This is a genomic window from Vibrio salilacus (genome assembly GCF_002811245.1).
Lineage (GTDB): Bacteria > Pseudomonadota > Gammaproteobacteria > Enterobacterales > Vibrionaceae > Vibrio > Vibrio salilacus.
On the sequence record NZ_NIVQ01000017.1, the window covers coordinates 1 to 18,739 of the forward strand.

General features: G+C 44.8%; 20 protein-coding genes. 11 read left to right on the forward strand and 9 right to left on the reverse strand.

What is annotated here, in order from left to right:
• Positions 1–244 precede the first annotated feature (244 nt).
• From CDZ87_RS12025 to CDZ87_RS17355, 6 genes are all read left to right on the forward strand, one after another.
• Entirely contained in the window at positions 245–520 is a 276-nt protein-coding gene (locus CDZ87_RS12025; protein ID WP_100753776.1) for a hypothetical protein, read from the forward strand.
• A gap of 68 nt (positions 521–588) precedes the next feature.
• Positions 589–813: a hypothetical protein gene (locus tag CDZ87_RS12030; protein ID WP_100753777.1), complete on the forward strand. Its 225-nt coding sequence runs from the start codon at positions 589–591 to the stop codon at positions 811–813.
• Positions 814–838: 25 nt separating this feature from the next.
• Positions 839–1,036 carry a hypothetical protein gene (locus CDZ87_RS12035; protein WP_100753778.1) on the forward strand — a complete coding sequence of 66 codons (198 nt, stop codon included), beginning with the start codon at positions 839–841 and terminating at the stop codon, positions 1,034–1,036.
• A 5-nt stretch (positions 1,037–1,041) separates the two neighbouring features.
• Complete coding sequence (locus tag CDZ87_RS12040) at positions 1,042–1,293, forward strand: hypothetical protein (protein WP_100753779.1); 252 nt, start codon at positions 1,042–1,044, stop codon at positions 1,291–1,293.
• Between the two features lie 12 nt (positions 1,294–1,305).
• The gene (locus tag CDZ87_RS12045) at positions 1,306–1,533 is read left to right on the forward strand and encodes a hypothetical protein (protein ID WP_100753780.1); all 228 of its coding nucleotides are present in this window, start codon (positions 1,306–1,308) and stop codon (positions 1,531–1,533) included.
• A gap of 5 nt (positions 1,534–1,538) precedes the next feature.
• Entirely contained in the window at positions 1,539–1,691 is a 153-nt protein-coding gene (locus CDZ87_RS17355; protein ID WP_157806470.1) for a hypothetical protein, read from the forward strand.
• A 215-nt stretch (positions 1,692–1,906) separates the two neighbouring features.
• Here CDZ87_RS17355 and CDZ87_RS12050 read toward each other — a convergent pair whose 3' ends face one another.
• From CDZ87_RS12050 to CDZ87_RS12070, 5 genes are all read right to left on the reverse strand, one after another.
• The gene (locus CDZ87_RS12050; protein ID WP_100753781.1) at positions 1,907–3,874 is read right to left on the reverse strand and encodes a methyl-accepting chemotaxis protein; all 1,968 of its coding nucleotides are present in this window, start codon (positions 3,872–3,874) and stop codon (positions 1,907–1,909) included.
• 613 nt (positions 3,875–4,487) lie between these two features.
• On the reverse strand, positions 4,488–4,724 hold the full coding sequence (locus tag CDZ87_RS12055; RefSeq protein WP_100753782.1) for a hypothetical protein: 237 nt from the start codon (positions 4,722–4,724) through the stop codon (positions 4,488–4,490).
• Between the two features lie 127 nt (positions 4,725–4,851).
• Complete coding sequence (locus CDZ87_RS12060; RefSeq protein WP_100753783.1) at positions 4,852–5,061, reverse strand: helix-turn-helix domain-containing protein; 210 nt, start codon at positions 5,059–5,061, stop codon at positions 4,852–4,854.
• Positions 5,062–5,064: 3 nt separating this feature from the next.
• Positions 5,065–7,605, reverse strand: coding sequence for a cytochrome c peroxidase (locus tag CDZ87_RS12065; protein WP_216639384.1), 2,541 nt, complete (start codon positions 7,603–7,605; stop codon positions 5,065–5,067).
• 29 nt (positions 7,606–7,634) lie between these two features.
• On the reverse strand, positions 7,635–9,272 hold the full coding sequence (locus tag CDZ87_RS12070; protein WP_245834705.1) for an Lcl domain-containing protein: 1,638 nt from the start codon (positions 9,270–9,272) through the stop codon (positions 7,635–7,637).
• Positions 9,273–9,628: 356 nt separating this feature from the next.
• Between CDZ87_RS12070 and CDZ87_RS12075 the strand changes: the two genes are divergently transcribed.
• The 5 genes from CDZ87_RS12075 (at position 9,629) to CDZ87_RS12095 (ending at position 15,418) form a co-directional block, all read left to right on the forward strand.
• Positions 9,629–10,216, forward strand: coding sequence for an aminodeoxychorismate/anthranilate synthase component II (locus CDZ87_RS12075; protein ID WP_100753785.1), 588 nt, complete (start codon positions 9,629–9,631; stop codon positions 10,214–10,216).
• 401 nt (positions 10,217–10,617) lie between these two features.
• Positions 10,618–11,832 carry an aspartate aminotransferase family protein gene (locus CDZ87_RS12080; RefSeq protein WP_100753786.1) on the forward strand — a complete coding sequence of 405 codons (1,215 nt, stop codon included), beginning with the start codon at positions 10,618–10,620 and terminating at the stop codon, positions 11,830–11,832.
• 139 nt (positions 11,833–11,971) lie between these two features.
• On the forward strand, positions 11,972–12,991 hold the full coding sequence (gene astA / locus CDZ87_RS12085; protein WP_100753787.1) for an arginine N-succinyltransferase: 1,020 nt from the start codon (positions 11,972–11,974) through the stop codon (positions 12,989–12,991).
• A gap of 15 nt (positions 12,992–13,006) precedes the next feature.
• Positions 13,007–14,464 (forward strand): succinylglutamate-semialdehyde dehydrogenase, encoded by a 1,458-nt coding sequence (gene astD / locus CDZ87_RS12090; protein WP_100753788.1) that lies wholly within the window; start codon positions 13,007–13,009, stop codon positions 14,462–14,464.
• A gap of 162 nt (positions 14,465–14,626) precedes the next feature.
• Positions 14,627–15,418: a DUF1338 domain-containing protein gene (locus CDZ87_RS12095; protein WP_100753789.1), complete on the forward strand. Its 792-nt coding sequence runs from the start codon at positions 14,627–14,629 to the stop codon at positions 15,416–15,418.
• Positions 15,419–15,652: 234 nt separating this feature from the next.
• Here CDZ87_RS12095 and crp read toward each other — a convergent pair whose 3' ends face one another.
• The 4 genes from crp to CDZ87_RS12115 all read right to left on the reverse strand — a co-directional run bounded on the left by crp (position 15,653) and on the right by CDZ87_RS12115 (position 18,732).
• Positions 15,653–16,285: a cAMP-activated global transcriptional regulator CRP gene (gene crp / locus CDZ87_RS12100; RefSeq protein WP_004410522.1), complete on the reverse strand. Its 633-nt coding sequence runs from the start codon at positions 16,283–16,285 to the stop codon at positions 15,653–15,655.
• A gap of 243 nt (positions 16,286–16,528) precedes the next feature.
• Complete coding sequence (locus CDZ87_RS12105; RefSeq protein WP_100753790.1) at positions 16,529–17,398, reverse strand: phosphoribulokinase; 870 nt, start codon at positions 17,396–17,398, stop codon at positions 16,529–16,531.
• 91 nt (positions 17,399–17,489) lie between these two features.
• Positions 17,490–17,702, reverse strand: coding sequence for a YheU family protein (locus CDZ87_RS12110; RefSeq protein ID WP_100753791.1), 213 nt, complete (start codon positions 17,700–17,702; stop codon positions 17,490–17,492).
• Between the two features lie 52 nt (positions 17,703–17,754).
• A complete protein-coding gene (locus tag CDZ87_RS12115) occupies positions 17,755–18,732 on the reverse strand; it encodes a hydrolase (protein WP_100753792.1) in 978 nt (325 codons plus the stop codon).
• Between the last annotated feature and the right edge of the window lie 7 nt (positions 18,733–18,739).

Below are 18,739 nucleotides of genomic sequence, written 5' to 3' on the forward strand. Positions count from 1 at the left end.
GTGATCGTCAAATCGATCGTTATTTTGATTAAAAAATGTTCACGATCTCACCCTGATCTTCTCGTGAGGTGAAGATCGAAACGCGTAAGGACTTAGATGACTTTTTAACTCAGATAGAACAATATCAAGAGGTGTAATATATTGTTCAGATGGAAAATTAGCTTTGCTTATCCGTTTCCATTGGTGTCTCTAGCAAATTTTCTATGAACTTGTACCTAACCACTATCTGAAATAAGGGAATACTATGTTTGACGAAACCAAGTTAGAAGAAATTGACCCAGCACCGCACCGCGATCGTTTGGATCCAAAAGACTCTGATCAAGTCGCAAACAGCGCGGCGCAAGCTCTGAAAGACATGAACCTAGATGGCCCGCGTGACCTTTCTGCTATGTCAAAACTGCAGATACGTGAGTTCACTAATACAGGCGCGACGCAGATGCAAGCGACCTCTAACGCTATGACACAAATGGCCGCAGCGGGTGCTAAAGCCGTGAACTATATTATGGACGGCGGCAAATAAGGCGATAGACCTTTGTGTGGGGCAGTTGTAATTTCAGCTGCCCCTTCACCTTTTAAAGGAGTAAAACGATGAGTGATACATTTCGAGATCGCCTGTCTGCAAAAGTGAGCGATCAGATGGCCACATCCGCCGCGTTAAGCCTTCACCTTGATGGTTTGCGCGATCTATCCGCCCTGTCTAAGCTTCAAGTTCGTGAGTTTACTCATACTGGCGCGACACAAATGCAAGCCACGGCGAATGCGATCATGCAAATGTCAGCAGTGGGTGCTCGCGCAAGTAACGAGATTTTATAATTCGCTACGATAGAGGGAATAAAGCATGGCAAAGGCGGACGATACCCCGACCATTCGCGAGCTCTCTGATGAAAAAGGTAGGCTCATTGATGTGATGTCGAGTGCCTACCTTCAGCGTTCTATCAATAGTGCCGTAGAAACCACGTTGCAAGACCAGGTGAATGCGCGCAACCAACGTATGTTGTTGATGACCAAGCAGCTCAATAAAATTGTTGATCTGTAAGCTCCATGAAGGAACAGACAGATGCGGCAAAAGAAGGGAAGCGAATGTCTTCCTCTCTTTTGGTTCAGACAACCGCCGATCACCTGAGAGATACAGCACTTCAAACCACGACGGTTGTAGGAAAAGCATTTCAGAAATGGTTAACACAGCCTTTTAACCTCATGTTTCTTCTCATTATTATTGCCGCTCATGTCCAGTTAATTGTTGCGGTAATACAAGGATTTTTAATGATGTTACTATCAAAGTTTATGCGTTAAAGGAAAACCATCATGTCTGATAAACCTTCACATTTTGAGAGCTACCTTCCCCCGGATTATGATGAACAATTGGATAAGTTAATCAATAGCCAAGGGACTGACGCCCAAATCGGCAAAGAGTTACAGGCGTCAATCATGGAAGTGTGCAGAGAGGTCAATGCTGAGCTCGCCAAATCGTTTTCTGACCTCTCTTCCACCGGATTTGAAATCGATTATGAACAAGGAGAAAAAGATGAGTGAGGATATTGAAAACACAACGCCATGATGAAGTGGCTCCAAGATCCTTCGAATATACCAAAGATCAGCAGGAGCAAGTCATTGGTATCGGCTCTGGCTTGACGTTGAAAAAGGCGATCAACCGTATTGATTTCGAATCACCAAACAGTAAAGAAAATTAACGGCGTCAGGTCTTGCCTTTTTCCCTTTGGGTTTGTTGGCGGGAGGTTTAATTTAGGTATTTAGTGTGGCGTTTTCAGGGAGAGAAAATGAGCCGATGATCAAGGGGCGAATTGGCTAATACGTTATATCACATGATTCACGGGGCAACTGCATTGTGTCAAAACGCAAGACCTGGCCCCGTAGTTTGACCCGTAGTTTTTCACTCGGTGCTGTTTCATCGCGATATTTTTTGATTAATCGCCCGCTCAAGATCTGAAATTTTACGCACAACATCCTCCGATATTGGCTCTATTTGCTCAAACACTCTATTCGCGTCTTCATGTTGACCTTGGTCTATCAATTCGAGTACATCCTTAATGACGCCATGTAGTTTCGCATGAGGTGGCTCTAGAGCTTTAAATGTGGCCTCAGAACCATAAAGGCTTTTTCCCTCTCCGTAGTACCATTTGCCCAATGCACAGAAATGATGGTCACAGGCAACTTTTTTGTCTAGTGCTGCATGATCACCATTCAGGTACTCCCTAACCTTCGTTTTCCAAGCTAAGTGGGCGTTTTTAATATCAGTGAAATCAATGCGCTTAACAAAGCTAAGTTTGAAGTCTGCTAGTTGCTTCCTTAGTTCTAAAGCCTCCTGACTTAAAGCTTTGGCTTTATTCTGAAGGTGAAGGGCGCTTTCTTCAGTGTGACCACTTTTTTCGCTGATGACTTCTACCGACTTATTCATATCTTGCACTACTGTAGATTGCTCTTCCGATGCCGCGGCAATTTGTGTACTCATATCATTGACATGGCTAACTTGATGAATAATCTCAGAAAAAGTTTCTCTGGCTTTAGAGACACCTTCATAGGCATTCTGAGCAAGTGTGTTGTTTTCGGAAATTCTTGTCGATGAGTCTTGAACGCCTTTTTGTAGGCTCTCTAGCATCGAATTAATGTCTTCTGTCGCGGTTTGTGTTCTCTGCGCCAAGCTACGAACCTCATCAGCCACTACAGCAAAACCACGACCTTGATCTCCTGCACGAGCAGCTTCAATTGCGGCGTTCAATGCCAGTAAGTTAGTTTGTTCTGCAATTTCACTTATCGTCTTCGTTACTTGCCCTATGCTTTGGCTTTGTTCAGATACTTGTGCTATCTGAGCAATGGTTGCATCTAACTCAACCAAGAAGCTGGACAGCTTCTCTAGCCCCTGATCTATAAGCTCATCGCCAGCTTGGACATTTTTTTGCGTTTCCAGCGCAGTATGCGACGTTTGGATCGTATTCTCCGTCACTTGTTGCACTGTTGCTGCCATTTGTGTCATAGCACTGGCGATTTGAGAGGTATGAGATGACTGCGAGGCCATCATCTGCTGCATGTAAAAACTGTCTGACGACACATTATCTGAGTCTTCGACGACTTTTTGTGACGCCCCCACTACTTGGCTAAGAATCGTTTTATAGCGTGCTTGAAGCATTTTGACTGATTGCTTCAAACAGCCGACCTCATCTTGTCTCAACAAATTGATGTTAGAACAAAGATCACCATGAGACATCTTTTTGACCAGCTCTTCAGTCTCTTTCACCGACTTTAAGATTTGGTGGCGAATAACGGACCAATTGAGGGCGGCAACAACCGTTAAAGTTACAGCGACCAAAGCGTTGGTTAGTTGATCAGAAAGGAAAGATTGTCCCGCCAAAAGTGACCCACCTAAAATTAAAATCAGATGAGTGAATGAGAAAATCTGGTTGTATGTAACCCGCTCAATTAATGTTGGACCAGGAAGATCAAGAGAGGTATTGCTACGCATTTTTTTGTACAACGTTTCAGCATCAGCCACTTGTTGCTTTGTTGGCTCTGAGCGAACTGACTGGAGGCCTACTAACTGCCCATTTTTCATTATCGGTGATACGAAGGCGTCGACCCAGTAATGGTCACCATTTTTACAACGATTTTTTACAATGCCTCGCCAAACGTTACCGGCTTTAACTGTATGCCATAAACTTTTAAAAGCGGCTGGCGGCATATCTGGATGCCTAACAATATTATGGTCTTTTCCTGTCAATTCTTCTCGTGAAAAACCACTAATGGACACAAAGTCATCGTTAACAAACTTAATTTTTCCCTGAGTATCGGTTACGGAAACTAAATCACCTCTGTCATCAAAGAAGACTTCCCTCTGAGTAACCGGTCCATTATCTTTCATTCTGCTCTCTCCAAAAGCCTATACTATTGAAGGCCAACGACAACGTTTTTTAATAGTTATCTTGTCATAATAGACCAAACTCTATGGGTAAGGCGATAGACTTTAGTATAAGGAATTAACGGGGTCAGGTCTTGCCTTTTGCCCTTTGGGTTTGTTGGCGGGTGGTTTAATTTAGGTATTTGGTGTGGTGTTTTCAGGGAGAGAAAATGAGCCGGTGATTAAGGGGCGAATTGGTTAATACGCTATATCACGTGACATCGCGTGATTCACGGGGCAACTGCATTGTGTCAAAACGCAAGACCTGCCCCCGTAGTTTTATCCACGCTCATTAATAATACACTGGTTATTATAGCCAATTCTGAGCCACGCCCAGAGTTGTTGTAGGTTATCGAAATCATCGCTCAGAAGAGAAATAAAGCAGTAAAGTAATTGTAAGAGAGAAGTTTGAGAGGCGATAGTGCAATCTGCATTGCAAAATGAAGCTGTTGCATATCGCCTGGTTGATTAAGGAGTAGTGGCTTGTGCTTGAACTATATAGCTGATGTGCGTTAACCACTCTGTGTTGGTTAACGCACATCAGCTATATGTGGCTGGTCTAGTGACAATGAATTCGTTAACAAGCGATCTGATTACTCAGCACTTCGAACTGAGTTTTATCCCATTCGGTGAGATTATCGGTGACTTTGCCAATCAATGGCAGTAAGCGCCCTGCGTCTCTTTCTTTAAAAGGGTGATTGGTGATCACCGCAAACCCTGCGATGCAGCATTTGCCCCCTTTGGCTTGAATGAATTGAGCAAGTGTTCGCACCGCTTCTTCGCTGTAAGATTCAATTTTATAGAGATGGCCCATAATGCTTTCCTCTAAACGTTGTATTCAGCATGATGACAAGTGAGTGCTGAGTTATTTTTATTAAGCATATTTGGTGCCAGTTTATATTGATGGAAGACGATTGATGTCAGGCATTTCTGTTCGTTAGCTAAGAAGATTCAACAATCGCGGTTTCATCAATGTCGTATTTGCGGATCTTACGCCATAAGGTTGTCCGGCCAACGCCCAATGCTTTAGCGGTTTGTTGCAAATGCCCCTGATGATGTTTTAACGCATGAATAATGGTATTTTTTTCTATTAATTCAACGAGATTAACGGGACCATATATGACCCCGTAGTTTGACTCAGCGATATACATTCTTCATTGCCCAAGCTCGGCTTTTGTGGCCGGTTGACTTGGGCTTGGTGCGGTAATGACATGCATAAATGCTTTTAATGCCTCTCTTTCTTGGAAGGTTAAGTTTAGCGGACGAATTTTTTCTGAGAGTTTCGGATAGTTCGGATCATATTTATCCCAACCGAATGGTGCGTTGCTTGCCATTCCTTCTGAATACATGGAAATAACGCCTTCCATCGTCGGTACTAAGCCATTATGGAACCATGGGCCAGTATTCATTGTATCGCGCAGCGACGGTGTTTTAAATTTGCCTACGTTTTGACTGTGACCATCGACATTATATTGACCTAAGTCTTGATAAAAGCCTTTATAGTAGGTTAAACCGACATTTTCAAATCCATGATCTGTCAGCTCAGGACCCATATGACAATTGACACAGCGTCCATTACGACGATAAATATCGAGTCCCCATAATTCTTGATCGTTGAGTGCTTGAGTATCCCCATGACGAGCTTGTTCAATAAATTGATCAAGGCGATTTTTCTGACTCACAATGGTTCGTTGGAAAGTCGCCAATGCCATTGCCAGCTGTTGTGCCGTGATCGGTGATTGATGGAAAACGGTTTTAAAGCGTGCTGGATAGGTGGGATGTTCGTTTAGTCTATTCACCAGGTTATCTAAGCTTTCGGCCATTTCGACGGGGTCTTGAATCGGCATTAATGCTTGCTGCTCTAAAGTCGTTGCGCGGCCATCCCAAAATAGTTGAGGTAAAAAGGCACTATTTACAATACTTGGTGCATTCCGTTTGCCGCGTTGTCGATCATGTCCTATCGATACTTCAAGATGATCCGTCCAACCTTTTTGGGGGGCATGGCAACTCGCACAAGAAACATCCTTTGCTTTTGAGAGAAAAGAGTCGAAGAATAAATCTTTTCCTAACAGCACTTTTTCTTTTTGGTAAGGGTTGTTATGAGGAAACGATGGCTGTGGCATTAACCCTAACTCTTGGTAATTGATGTTATCATCAACAAATGGGACTGGCCATTCATCCGTAGATGAAGCATAGGCGTGACGAAGACGTGCCATATTCGGCTGGCCATGGTTATTAATTGAACGTGGATCCTCACTCGCTCGTGGTTCAAATTCCGTCGCAATAAATAACGCTTTTGCCTCGGTATTGGGTTCTGGATCATTGACGATAAGTTGTTTCGGATTTGGTAAGGTTAAGGTGCCATAACCTTGCTCCGTTTTGACCCAATATAAGCCGTGTTTTGGGGTGTTAAAGGATGTTTGATATAACAACGTATAATCGCCACCATCAATACTTTGATGAAGTAAGCTCGCCAGTTCTTCTAGGGTTGGGACCCGCCAGTCCTGCCTACCACACTGCTTTGAATGATTAATAAATTGCAGTACACCATCTAATGTATGATGACTGCCACTAACATGTGTATCTTTAGTATTTAAACGATATTGATTTTCTGTATCGGTTATTTGTGATGGTTGCGGAGTTAACCAGTACACGTAAGAAAATTGGCCATCGCGTAAATAGAGATTATCTCTTACCAAACTTCGAGTATCATCTAAACAGACCCAAGGAGTATCAGTAAAATCGTGTTGTTGATTTTCTATCGTTAATGGTAAACCTTGCTGATTCAAGCGAATAAAACTTGAACTCTCTGGTTGTGGGTTTACTTGTTCACTTGGTAGGCTTTGATCTCGGACGGCACCACTAACCAAAATAGTCGATGCGGGGCGACGTTTATTTTGATTTGATACTTGCATATTTGTCCGCCCAAAACTGTATCTATGAGCAAGATTATCTTGCTGAAGATCGCTTTCATCTGTAGTTAGCCAATAGTATTCAAAGCCAACGGACGGGAAAAAATAGGGATCAATAGCTGCCTGATTGCGATCCAAGGCGAAATCTTGCTTACTGGTTAGGTTTTTTAGTTCATAAGCATAAGGTAATCGCCAATCGGACTGACCACACCACTGATGTCGGTTTGCGTAATCCACGAGATTCTCGGTATTACATGGTCCTTGTTCTAAAAAACATTGGGCTTCAAGTTTGGGTAGTTCAGCATTCCAGTTTTTCCAACCAAATGTTTGTTGTTGTGGTTCTTTTGGTATTGCCCAAGTTACCCCAAGGTGTGTGGTTTTATCATTAACACATTGCCAGTCTTGGTGAGTCGTTGGCAGTTCAGTGAACCTTGGTTCATCGCCGTCCACTCTGATCTGCCATGCTATCATTATATGTTCAGAGTCATGGATAATTTCGAGGCGAAACTGATCTGTGCCGATATGATTCTCTGCTGGTATATAATGGATGGAGCGCCCTTTGATTGTTAACCTTCCCTGTTTCGGTTGTTCAACCATACGTATCGTTTGGTGATCAAGCAGCGGATAGGTGAAAGTGAACTCATCATTACCTAGAATTCTCGCTTTCGGTGTCCTGTCTATGGTGTTAGTGATGGTGTTTTGTTGTTTTGGTTGACCTTGTTGTCTGAGCGATGAATCCCAGTCATGGCATGCAATAAGCAAAGTAGGAACGAAGATTACCATCGTCTTTTTTAATTTTGATATATTTTTCATCATTGGCCGCGAGAAGTTGAAATTAAACGGATGCGATATAAATGTTCATGTTCAGCGCTACTGCTTTCTGACCAAGCGTCTTGAAAAGCAACCGCTATCTTTTTATTTTCAGGAGAGTATCCATCGGCAGTCTGGGTCCAGTAAAAACTGTCATATTCAACGACGGTGTCATTGAATATTGTGTTGACATAGCCTGCACGTAATGAAGGCCAATCGATAGAAGGTGAAGGACTTTCAACTAAAATGGACTTTAGCTCTGTTTCTGTTGGTAAACGCCAATCCTTACGACCACAGAGCGTGTTCTGATTGATCTCATCAATGTACGCTTGAGCTTGATGGTAACTAAATAAAGGACCTGATGGGCTAATTCGTTGCCACAGTATTTGTGTGTTGGGGAGCGTGTCGGCATAGAAGGTATCTTCAGTGCACTGCCAATCAAGGGCGTCCTGGTTTTGCAGTGGTTGGCCTAATGTACCGCGTTTAATGAAGCGCTTTTGCCAGTTGTTATCTTCATGATGATCCTGTCTCGATTCCGGTGGAAGGGCTACCGTAATTGACTCAATCGTGTCATTGTTTTCATCGGTGATCATTTTTCCTCTAACTAACAATGATACATGTGGCTCATTAGTCGAACGAGGGGGCATGTTCTCTAAAGCAAAATCATCACTCATCCACATAACTTTTGCATCACCTACCGTCGCATTCGAACCTTGCCAGTCCCCTTCGACAGCAGGACTATCGTAACCATTTGGATACTTAACAAAAGATGATGTCCAATAAGCTTGATCATAATTGGCATCCAGATAGGGAAAATAGAAAGAGTCAATAGGCGATAGGTAGGACTCACTGTCGACCAGCTTAACTTCGAGTATACTTAGCCACTCGGCACGTGTTGGTAAGCGCCAGTCTGAGTGGCGGCATAGTTGTTGTTGATTGGCAGCTTTAATCAAATGATCAGTATTGCAGGTAGTATTTAAGTGACAGCTTGCTTGAGCAAAGTCACGATGATTTATTTCCCGATCCCCCCAGTAGTAGGTGGTATCAAAAGCGAAGTCGCCATTTGCTTGAGGTACCTGCCAAGTGAGACCCGTACTGGCGTCATCCACACAGGACCAATCGCTTTTTTTCCTGATCATTATTTGCTCATCTCTAGACAGTCTCGTTCCTTGATAATCTAACTTGGTAAACCGCGATTGGATTTGTCCGGTTGAGTTCCTGAATAATGGGAGGGCGCTGCCCGTTAGTTGATAGTGTTGTTGTTCAACTTGATAGTTGATTTTAAATTGATAGTTGTGATGTATCGCTTGAAAGTTTGGTGAGGAAAGGATGTCTGTGTATTTATCTTGTCTTTTTTGATTGTAAGGATTGAAAATGATTTGACCGCTGGACAGATCAATGGCGGCATGACCAAAGTTACTAGAAATATGACCGATCGATGTCTTGTTGTTTTGGGTAATGCCTGGGGCATCAATCGCTAGTTTATCAACAGTCAGAATCGTAATGTTTGACTGGCTTAAGATAATATTTTCGACTTTATTCTTCGAATAGAAATGCGTATGCGATTGCTCTTTTGGCTCATAATTACATCCCGTCAATAGGCATATTGGTATTAGTGTTGTGAATATTTTTCGTTGCATTATTTTGTATTTATATAAAAAAATGAGCGCGATAATACGAGGTCCCTCCCGTTAATGCAAATGCAAATGATAACCCGTACTATTTGTGTTACTGGTGTTTTTAGTTGATGATGTCGCTCTTGTCTTATTCGGCTCTAAAGGTTTTAGGCTCGTTTGTCTGTCAATCCCGATGGCGTTAGCGGTGTTAAATGACTCGCTAATATGCGCTAGTCAACGCTAACTAAGTTTTTGGTTGGTGTTTTCATCGATCAGCTTATCGCTGTTGCGTATGATCAGTTGATCAGGCTTGCGTTTAGTTAAAAAGGCGGCACAATACCGTCCCTATATGGAAATTTATCAACACCTGTTGTGATGTCATGCTGTTAATCATCGATAACTACGATTCGTTTACTTACAACCTTTATCAGTACTTCTGTGAGTTAGGCGCAGAGGTGAAAGTGGTGCGCAACGATGAGATTGATATTGCCGGCATCAGCCAACTTAATCCCAGTCACTTAGTGATTTCTCCTGGGCCGTGTACGCCTAACGAAGCGGGCATTTCACTCTCCGCGATTGAACATTTTTCCGGTCAATTGCCGATTCTTGGCGTCTGCTTAGGCCATCAGGCGATTGCGCAAGTGTTTGGTGGTCAAGTGGTGCGCGCACGCCAAGTGATGCATGGTAAAACCTCACCGATTCGTCATAACAATCGCAGTGTCTTTGCTGGTCTGAATAATCCGCTGACGGTCACCCGTTACCACTCACTGGTGGTAAAAAATGGCACGTTACCCGATTGCTTCGAACTGACGGCTTGGACGGAACTGGCCGATGGCTCGATGGATGAAATTATGGGTTATCAACATAAAACCTTACCCATTGATGCGGTACAGTTTCACCCAGAGTCGATTAAAACAGAGCAGGGCCACCAAATCCTTGCCAACTTTATCGCTCGAAGCGTGCTTTAAAACAGCATTTGTAAGTTTTCGGCGGGCGACAAAGCCTGAGCAAGATCACTTTTCTTAACATTTCTTTCATAATTCAGCGGGCGGATATTTTGTGAAAAAGTATGCGCAGAGTTTGTGACGCCTGCGCTCAAGCCCTTATTGAGACTATGATTAACCTAAGCTTATCTTTGTTATAAGAATATATTGCTTCATAAAAGCGATAGCATGATGCATAAATACTCAATGGTGGTGGTTATTCGGCTTCATTGCGATTGTCAAAAAGAATAAATCACTATTGAAATGGTTAATTAAATGTAAATACAATGCCGTAATTGCTAACAAGCAAAACAATATCTTATTTCATTGAATCGAAGTAAGGACACCATATTCGCTATGCATGCGGTATCGAGAGGGAATGTGCAATGACTGTAGAAATGAATGTAGAACGCGGTTTGTTTGATGAGGTGATGGTGCCTTGTTATAACCCAATGGAAATGATCCCAGTAAAAGGCGAGGGTGCTCGCGTTTGGGACCAGCAAGGCAATGAATATATCGATTTTGCTGGTGGTATCGCCGTGAGCTGCTTGGGTCATTGTCATCCTGCGATGGTTAACGCTTTAACTGAGCAAGGCCAAAAACTTTGGCACCTTAGCAACGTCATGACCAATGAGCCCGCCCTTCGCTTGGCGAAAAAGCTCACCGAAGTGAGCTTTGCTGAAAAAGTCTTTTTCGCTAACTCAGGCGCTGAAGCGAACGAAGCCGCACTTAAGCTTGCTCGTCGTTACGCGGCCGATAAATTTGAACCAGAAAAGTCAGAGATCATCGCCTTCACACAAGGCTTCCACGGTCGCACATTCTTTACCGTCACGGTCGGTGGGCAAGCGGCGTATTCAGATGGCTTTGGTCCTAAACCTGGCGATGTCACTCACTTGCCTTACAACGATATAGATGCATTGCGTGAGCATATTTCGGATCGTACTTGCGCCATTATGATGGAGCCGCTGCAAGGCGAAGGCGGTATTATTTCTCCAACCGATGAGTTTGTTCAAACCGTACGTGAGCTGTGTGACAAACACAATGCACTGCTTATTTTTGATGAAGTGCAGACCGGTAATGGCCGTACAGGTAACTTCTACGCTTACCAAGGTTTGGGTGTCACACCAGATATTCTAAGTACCGCAAAATCACTCGGTGGTGGTATTCCAATCGGTGCGATGCTAACGACTACTGAGCTCGCGCAACACATGAAAGTCGGCACTCACGGCTCAACTTATGGCGGTAACCCACTGGCCTGTGCAGTTGCAGAAGCGGTGGTTGATGTCGTGAGTCAACCTGAAACGCTTGCGGGCGTTGCTGAACGTGAAGCACTGTTCCGCGAAGGTCTGGCTAAGCTTAATGACAAATACAACATGTTTGCCGAAATCCGTGGTAAAGGCCTGCTATTAGGCGCTGCGCTCAACGAACAATGGCAAGGCCGTGCCCGTGATGTATTAGTCGCGGCGGGCAAACAAGGTTTGATGGTACTGGTTGCCGGTGCAAACGTGGTGCGTTTCACACCATCACTGGTGATCACCAAGGAAGAAATCCAACAAGGATTAGCTCGTCTAGATAAAGCGCTAGCAACGCTAGTTAAATAATTAATAACAATATCGGAGGCTTATAACTTAATAAGCCTCCCCTATACCAGTGCTACCGTTCATGTGTTCAGGTCATTGCGCAGCAACAACGAATAGATGAACGGTCGCATTGGTATCCTGCATCTGGAGGGAAGTATCGATGCTGGTTGTTCGCCCTATCACAATGTCGGATTACGACGCGCTGCACACATGTGCCGTTGAATCTGGTCACGGATTTACATCTCTACCGGTTAACCAAGAACTGTTAACCAATCGTATTACTCATTCAGAATACAGTTTCGCCAAGCCGAACGTAAGTCAACCCGGGGACGAAGGTTACCTTATGGTTGGTTATGACAGCGAAACTGATGAGGTGGCCGGCTGTACTGGCATTGAAGCGTCAATAGGCTGGGACGTCCCTTTCTATTCGTACCACATTAGTACCATCGTGCACTCGTCAACTAAATTGGGTGTCAATAACACGGTCAAGCTACTGACTTTTGGTAATAACTACACAGGTTGCAGTGAAATCTGCACCTTGTTTTTACGCCCTTCATTTCGTCAGGGGTTAAATGGTCGTTTGATGTCGAAATGTCGCTTCCTGATGATGGCAGAGCACCCGCATCGCTTCTCGAAAACGGTGTTTGCCGAGATGCGTGGTGTTTCTGATGAAGACGGGAACTCACCATTTTGGCAGTGGCTGCAAGAGCACTTCTTCTCGATTGATTTCACCATGGCCGACTATTTGACCGGCATAGGTAAGAAAGGCTTTATTGCTGATTTGATGCCAAAATTACCGATTTACATCAACTTACTGAGTAAAGAAGCGCAAGCGGTGATTGGTCAAGTACATGACAATACCAAGCCGGCACTGAGACTGTTAGAAAAAGAAGGCTTCACCTGTCGTAACTACGTCGACATCTTCGATGGCGGCCCAACGGTTGAGTGTGACGTGCGTCATATCGAGTCGGTGCGTCATTCGATCCGCGCTAAAGTCACCGTGGCTGAGCACAGTAGTTCACAAGACTGCCTGATCTCAAACACTTCATTTGAAAATTTCCGCGCCACCGCAGCCAAAGCCGCGTATGACAAAGAGTCTGACTCTGTGATTATCTCACCAGCGGTAGCTAAAGCGCTGCACGTCAGTGATGGTGATTTCGTGCGTATGTTGCCTCAGTAAACAAAGGATAGAGTAATGACACATTGGATTGCAGGAGAATGGGTCGCAGGACAAGGCGAGCCAATCGATTCACTAAGCCCATACAACAATGAGGTGGTTTGGCAAGGCGACAGCGCCACTCCGGCTCAAGTTGATGCCGCAGTCAGTGCTGCGCGCACAGCGTTTTTGAGTTGGAAAAAACTCAGCTTCGCAGAACGTGAAGCCGTGGTACTGGCCTTTGCACAACAAGTAAAAAACAACAGCGAACATATCGCTGAAATCATTGCCAAAGAAACCGGTAAACCGATTTGGGAAACGCGCACTGAAGCGGCAGCAATGGCCGGAAAAATTGCGATTTCGATCCGTGCTTACCACGAGCGTACTGGTGAGTCACAGCGTGAAGCGGCGGGCAATCAAATTGTACTGCGCCATCGCCCACTGGGGGTGATGGCGGTATTTGGTCCGTATAACTTTCCAGGCCACTTACCTAATGGTCACATTGTCCCAGCGCTGCTCGCGGGTAATACCGTGGTATTTAAGCCTTCAGAGCAAACGCCGTTAACCGGTGAGTTTGCCATGAAGCTTTGGGAGCAAGCCGGTCTGCCTAAAGGGGTTATCAACCTAGTTCAAGGTGCTAAAGAGACCGGTATTGCGCTTGCTGACGCCAAAGGTATCGATGGCGTGCTGTTTACCGGCAGTGCTAATACGGGTCATATCCTACATCGCCAATTTGCTGGTCAACCGGATAAGATGCTGGCACTAGAGATGGGCGGCAATAACCCGATGGTGATCTCTGAACATTATGGTGAGGTGGATGCGACGGTTTACACCATTATCCAGTCAGCCTTCATCAGTGCTGGTCAACGTTGTACCTGTGCTCGTCGACTGTATGTTCCGGTTGGTGAAAAAGGCGATATCCTGATTAGCAAGTTGGTCGAAGCAACGCAGAAAATTCGTGTTGATCAACCATTCGCTGAACCTGCCCCTTTTATGGGCCCACAAATTTCTAAAGCGGCCGCAGATTTTATTCTCAATGCCCAAGCGAATTTACAACAGCTTGGTGGCGTAAGCTTAGTGGAAGCGAAAGCGGGCGAAGCGGCGTTTGTGTCTCCTGGTATCATTGATGCGACGGCGATTGAGCAACTACCAGATGAAGAGTACTTTGGTCCACTTCTGCAACTGGTGCGTTATCAGACGCTTGAACAAGCGGTCGAGCTTGCCAACGATACCCGCTTTGGTCTATCTGCAGGCTTAGTCTCAACCCAAGATAGCGAGTGGGATTATTTTGTCGATCATATTCGTGCCGGGATTGTTAACCGTAATCGTCAACTTACGGGAGCAAGCGGTGACGCGCCATTTGGCGGTCCGGGTGCGTCAGGTAATTTGCGCCCTAGTGCTTTTTACGCCGCGGATTACTGCGCTTACCCTATGGCTTCAATGGAAGGGGAGGCGACCGTGCTTCCCGCGACGTTGAGCCCAGGTGTTGAACTGTAACGCCATAATAATATTAATAATAAGGGATTCCCTTGTTGCCCCGATATCGGGGCCTACCACGTCACAGGCTCAAGGCTATCGGATTGACTCGCTGGACATGTCGGTCCGATAGCCTTTTTTTATTGATACTCACAACGTAAACAACCCCAACAAGGAGGCGTTATGACGCCAGATGTTTTATTCCAATCGTTATGGAATGACTATATTCAACGCTTGTGTCCCTCTGCTGAAAAAGTGCATCAATTGCTGCAAGAAGACGAAGCATTGATCAACGATCATATTGCGCTGCGAACGTTTAATGTTGCGCCTTTGGGCATTGCAACGCTAGCGCAGCCATTTTTGGATATCGGTTATACGCCGTGTGGTGACTACCTGTTTGAAAGTAAAAAACTGGTGGCTAAACACTTTGAACACCCCGACCCAAAACAGCCTAAGGTCTTTATCAGTGAGCTGAAAGTAGAAGAGTGTTCTGAGTCGCTGCAAACGATCGTGGCTAAACTGGTTGAGCAATTGGATCACAGTAAGCTAAAAGGTCATGAGTTCTTGTATGGTGGGCGTTTATGGGATTTAAGTTTTGCCGATTATCAAACGCTTGCGACTGAGAGTGAGTATGCCTCATGGCTGGCCGCGCATGGATATGGTGCCAATCATTTTACGGTTAACGTTAATCAATTGAAGGCATTTGATGAAGTGAGAGAGGTCAATGAGCATCTTCGTCAATCGGGCTTTACCATCAATGAGTCTGGTGGCGAAGTGAAAGGTTCTCCTGACGTATTACTCGAGCAGTCTTCTACTATGGCTGACAAAGTTGCTGTCCAGTTTACTGAAGGTAGTGAAATCATTCCTGGTGGTTTCTATGAGTTCGCTAAGCGTTACCCAATGAGCAACGGTGAATTGTATCCAGGATTTGTCGCCGCTTCTGCAGATAAGATTTTTGAGAGCACTAACGGGTAGGAATTCTATCGTTGGTGAGCAGTCATTGAAAATGTCATTCTGAACAGTGAGGCATGAGCGTGATTCAGAATCTATTGATTTGCTGCACGCTGTATAGATTCCAGATAGCTCGTTCCTTACTTCTGGCATGACATCAGCTCAAAAACCAAAAAGCCACCCAACTTGCGTTGGGTGGCTTAAAATCATATTCCGTCGTGTTTTTTACTCTAGGTACTAAACACTAGTCACTGACATTTATCGCGTACCGTACACAACGATAGTTTTGCCGTGGGCAGAAATTAAGTTTTGCTCTTCAAGCATCTTCAAGATACGGCCTACAGTCTCACGAGAACAGCCAACAATTTGGCCGATTTCCTGACGAGTGATTTTGATTTGCATACCGTCAGGGTGAGTCATCGCATCAGGTTGTTTTGCAAGGTTAAGTAGCGTTTGTGCGATACGCCCAGTAACGTCTAGGAACGCAAGGTCACCGACTTTTTGGCTTGTCACTTGTAGACGACTTGCCATTTGCGCTGAAAGACGCATTAAGATGTCTGGGTTAACTTGGATTAGTTGACGGAATTTCTTGAATGAAATCTCCGCGACTTCACAAGGAGATTTTGCTCGAACCCATGCGGTACGTTCTTGATCTTCTTCGAACAAGCCAAGTTCGCCAATAAAGTCGCCTTGGTTGAGGTAAGAAAGAATCATTTCTTTACCTTCTTCATCCTTGATAAGTACCGCCACAGAACCTTTTACGATGTAATACAAGGTTTCTGCTTTTTCGCCCGCATGGATCAGCGTGCTTTTTGATGGGTACTTATGAATATGACAATGTGAAAGAAACCATTCTAATGTTGGATCGGTTTGAGGTTTACCTAGAACCATAATATCTCACTTCCTCTGCAGGGTATGCTTGCTGCTTTCCATGTTGTAGCTAAGCCTTAGATTAAGACTTGCTAGGATAAGAGCACTTTATAAATGCTGCAAGCCAACTTGTGTTTCGGTAACAAATAGTATCCTTTTTCGAAAACGATTTCTTGATTTTAATCGGGTCCGGATAAGGTTTTACTATACAAAAATGTGCACATGATCACGGTATGAAAAGTAATCGTGTTTTAGCTGTGAGCTCTAGCCAATTTTCCCAGTTTCAATTAATTGTTGTAGCAATGGCCTGACAATTAGCTCCATGGCGAAACTCATTTTACCGCCTGGCACAACCAGTGTGTTATGGCGTGACATAAAGGAGCCATCGATCATGGCGAGTAAATAAGGAAAGTCGACATTCTTGATACCACGTAATCGAATGACGACAAAACTCTCATCTAAACTTGGAATGCCTTTGGCGTTGAGCGGGTTGGAGGTGTCGACCGTAGGGACACGTTGAAAGTTAATGTGAGTGCGTGAGAACTGCGGAGTAATGTAGTTCAGATAGTCGTCCATTGAGCGAACAATCGAATCCATGACTGCTTCTCGGGAGTGACCGCGATCGCGAGTATCACGAACAAACTTTTGAATCCACTCTAAGTTGACGATCGGCACCATTCCAATTAGGAAATCGACATGTTGCGCGACGTTGACTTCACCATCGACTACGCCACCGTGTAAACCTTCATAAAAGAGAACGTCTGAGTTTTCCGGAAGATCTTGCCAAGGGGTAAAGGTGCCGGGCATTTGATTATAAGGCACCGCTTCATCGAAGGTATGCAGGTAACGACGCATCTGGCCTATCCCTTCTTGGCCATACTTACGAAAGAACTCGGCGATGGCACCAAAATCATTCGCTTGTGGGCCAAAGTAGCTGATGTGGCGGCCTTGTTCACGTGCTTTGCGTATTTCGACGTCCATCTCTGGACGAGTAAAACGGTGGAAGCTATCCCCTTCAATCCAAGCGGGTTTAATGCTCATCATGTTGAACATTTTACGGAACGCTTCTGATGTTGTTGTCGTTCCAGCTCCGGAGGAACCAGTTACGGCAATAATTGGGTGTTTTGCTGACATGACAAACCTTGTCTGTAAATAACCATCCTGTATACACCCACTACTATACCATGCTTTAACTTAGCGTCACTGTATGATGTGCTTTAAAAAGCTAAAGCTGGCGTCTGAGTTGAATATCAACCGTTTCATGCAGCTCTGAATAAACCACAACGGCCTCGCCGGATTCAAGCTGGGTTTTGATTTGCTCGATTTTGTCTTGCAGAGAAATTTCCATATCGCCGTAATCCGTGCCTTCGCGTAAGATGAACTCACGGATAAGATTGTCTAGCGTTTGTGGATCGATTTGTTGCCATGGAACGATCATAAATACCTCGTTACTTTATGCTCGGAATACTCGGAAATGAAATACGTTGCGATTATGCTGAAACTGCCAGACTTTGATAGTAGGCGGGCAGAGCCTCTTCAAGCCAAAAGCGCGGTTTGAGTACGCTGCCACTGACAAATCCGACATGACCGCCTTGGTCAAAAAGCCGGTAGTCGATGTTTTTTGGCAGCACGTATTTAGGAATGACCGCCTCGGTCATAAACGGATCGTCTTTGGCATGAATAATCTGTGTTGGCAGCTGAATCTGTTTGAGGCGATGAATACCTGAACACTGCTGGTAGTAATCTTGGGCATCTTTAAACCCGTGCAGTGGTGCGGTGATCTGATCATCAAATTCATACAGTGTAGCGACTTGCTTAATATGTTGATAACTAAGAGCAAGCTCGCCTTTTAACAGCTGATATTTTTGTAGTGCGCTGTTTTTCAGCGAAGTGAGTAAATAGTTTTTGTACAGCTTAGAAAAACCTTGCTCGATACGTTTGGAACAAGAGGATAAATCTAATGGCGCTGAGATGATGGTTGCCGCATCAAGCAGTGGTTCATCTCGATATTGAGCCAGGTAGTTGGCTAACATATTGCCGCCCAAAGAGATGCCCACAGCTATTTTAGTCTGGTGCGGGAAAAGCTCATCAAGGTATTCGAGGAACAAACGCGCGTCTTCTATCTCGCCCGAGTGGTAGGCGCGTGCAAGCTTATTGGGTTTACCACTGCAGCCGCGAAAGTGCATCATGACCGCACGCCAACCCTGTTGGGCAAAGGCGTTCATCAATCCGTTAGCGTACGGACTGTAGAAACTACCTTCCAAACCGTGAAACAACACAAACAGAGGTTTGTGTTGGGTTACTTGTGACGCCATCGGTTCGCTCCAAGCGATATCAAGGAAGTCCCCATCTGGAGTATCTAAGGTTTGCCACACGGGCTCAAACAACGCCTTTTTACGAATAAAGCGCGGGGCGAGTGTTTGCAGGTGCGGATTGGCTAATCCTTTAGCAGCAACAAATTGAGTCATGTGGTTT

Coding starts and splice junctions, on each gene's coding strand:
- CDZ87_RS12025 (WP_100753776.1), top strand. CDS start 245: ATGTTTGACGAAACCAAGTTAGAAGAAATTGACCCAGCACCGCACCGC.
- CDZ87_RS12030 (WP_100753777.1), top strand. CDS start 589: ATGAGTGATACATTTCGAGATCGCCTGTCTGCAAAAGTGAGCGATCAG.
- CDZ87_RS12035 (WP_100753778.1), top strand. CDS start 839: ATGGCAAAGGCGGACGATACCCCGACCATTCGCGAGCTCTCTGATGAA.
- CDZ87_RS12040 (WP_100753779.1), top strand. CDS start 1,042: ATGAAGGAACAGACAGATGCGGCAAAAGAAGGGAAGCGAATGTCTTCC.
- CDZ87_RS12045 (WP_100753780.1), top strand. CDS start 1,306: ATGTCTGATAAACCTTCACATTTTGAGAGCTACCTTCCCCCGGATTAT.
- CDZ87_RS12050 (WP_100753781.1), bottom strand. CDS start 3,874: ATGAAAGATAATGGACCGGTTACTCAGAGGGAAGTCTTCTTTGATGAC.
- CDZ87_RS12055 (WP_100753782.1), bottom strand. CDS start 4,724: ATGGGCCATCTCTATAAAATTGAATCTTACAGCGAAGAAGCGGTGCGA.
- CDZ87_RS12060 (WP_100753783.1), bottom strand. CDS start 5,061: ATGTATATCGCTGAGTCAAACTACGGGGTCATATATGGTCCCGTTAAT.
- CDZ87_RS12065 (WP_216639384.1), bottom strand. CDS start 7,605: ATGGTAATCTTCGTTCCTACTTTGCTTATTGCATGCCATGACTGGGAT.
- CDZ87_RS12070 (WP_245834705.1), bottom strand. CDS start 9,272: ATGCAACGAAAAATATTCACAACACTAATACCAATATGCCTATTGACG.
- CDZ87_RS12075 (WP_100753785.1), top strand. CDS start 9,629: ATGCTGTTAATCATCGATAACTACGATTCGTTTACTTACAACCTTTAT.
- CDZ87_RS12080 (WP_100753786.1), top strand. CDS start 10,618: ATGACTGTAGAAATGAATGTAGAACGCGGTTTGTTTGATGAGGTGATG.
- astA (WP_100753787.1), top strand. CDS start 11,972: ATGCTGGTTGTTCGCCCTATCACAATGTCGGATTACGACGCGCTGCAC.
- astD (WP_100753788.1), top strand. CDS start 13,007: ATGACACATTGGATTGCAGGAGAATGGGTCGCAGGACAAGGCGAGCCA.
- CDZ87_RS12095 (WP_100753789.1), top strand. CDS start 14,627: ATGACGCCAGATGTTTTATTCCAATCGTTATGGAATGACTATATTCAA.
- crp (WP_004410522.1), bottom strand. CDS start 16,285: ATGGTTCTAGGTAAACCTCAAACCGATCCAACATTAGAATGGTTTCTT.
- CDZ87_RS12105 (WP_100753790.1), bottom strand. CDS start 17,398: ATGTCAGCAAAACACCCAATTATTGCCGTAACTGGTTCCTCCGGAGCT.
- CDZ87_RS12110 (WP_100753791.1), bottom strand. CDS start 17,702: ATGATCGTTCCATGGCAACAAATCGATCCACAAACGCTAGACAATCTT.
- CDZ87_RS12115 (WP_100753792.1), bottom strand. CDS start 18,732: ATGACTCAATTTGTTGCTGCTAAAGGATTAGCCAATCCGCACCTGCAA.